This window comes from Flavobacterium sp. LC2016-23, from assembly GCF_009674775.1.
Classification (GTDB): domain Bacteria; phylum Bacteroidota; class Bacteroidia; order Flavobacteriales; family Flavobacteriaceae; genus Flavobacterium.
Window position 1 is genome coordinate 1 of sequence record NZ_WKKE01000083.1, and the last position, 506, is coordinate 506.

Genomic DNA, 506 nt, shown 5'->3' on the forward strand with positions numbered 1-506 from the left:
AGATCAGCTACTGTTTTATTATCCACTTTACAGAATTCCTGTGTGGTTGCACCCGTTGGGGTTTGCGGATCACTTAAAGTTACCGTAACGGCCAAACGGGTTGGACTTTCGCAGGTTCCGACTTTCAGCGAACCGTAATACACTTTATTGTTTTCCAAAAGGGTTGTGGAAGGAATTGCGTTTACTCCTGTCGCATCATCATACCACGTCACGCCTGTTTCAGTAGTTTTCAAATCCGCCACTGTGTTATTATCCACTTTACAGAATTCCTGCGTAGTTGCTCCCGTTGGCGTTTGCGGATCACTTAACGTAACCGTTACGGCCAAACGGGTTGGACTTTCGCAGGTTCCAACTTTTAGCGAACCGTAATAAACCTTGTTGTTTTCCAAAAGGGTTGTGGAAGCAATCGCGTTTATTCCTGTCGCATCCTCATACCACGTCACGCCTGTTTCAGCAGTTTTCAAATCAGCTACTGTTTTATTATCCACTTTACAGAATTCCTGCGT

At 44.9% G+C, this 506-nt stretch carries 1 pseudogene; it reads right to left on the minus strand.

The window, feature by feature from the left end:
• Window positions 1-506, minus strand: a pseudogene (locus tag GJU43_RS22965) (hypothetical protein); the annotation flags it as partial.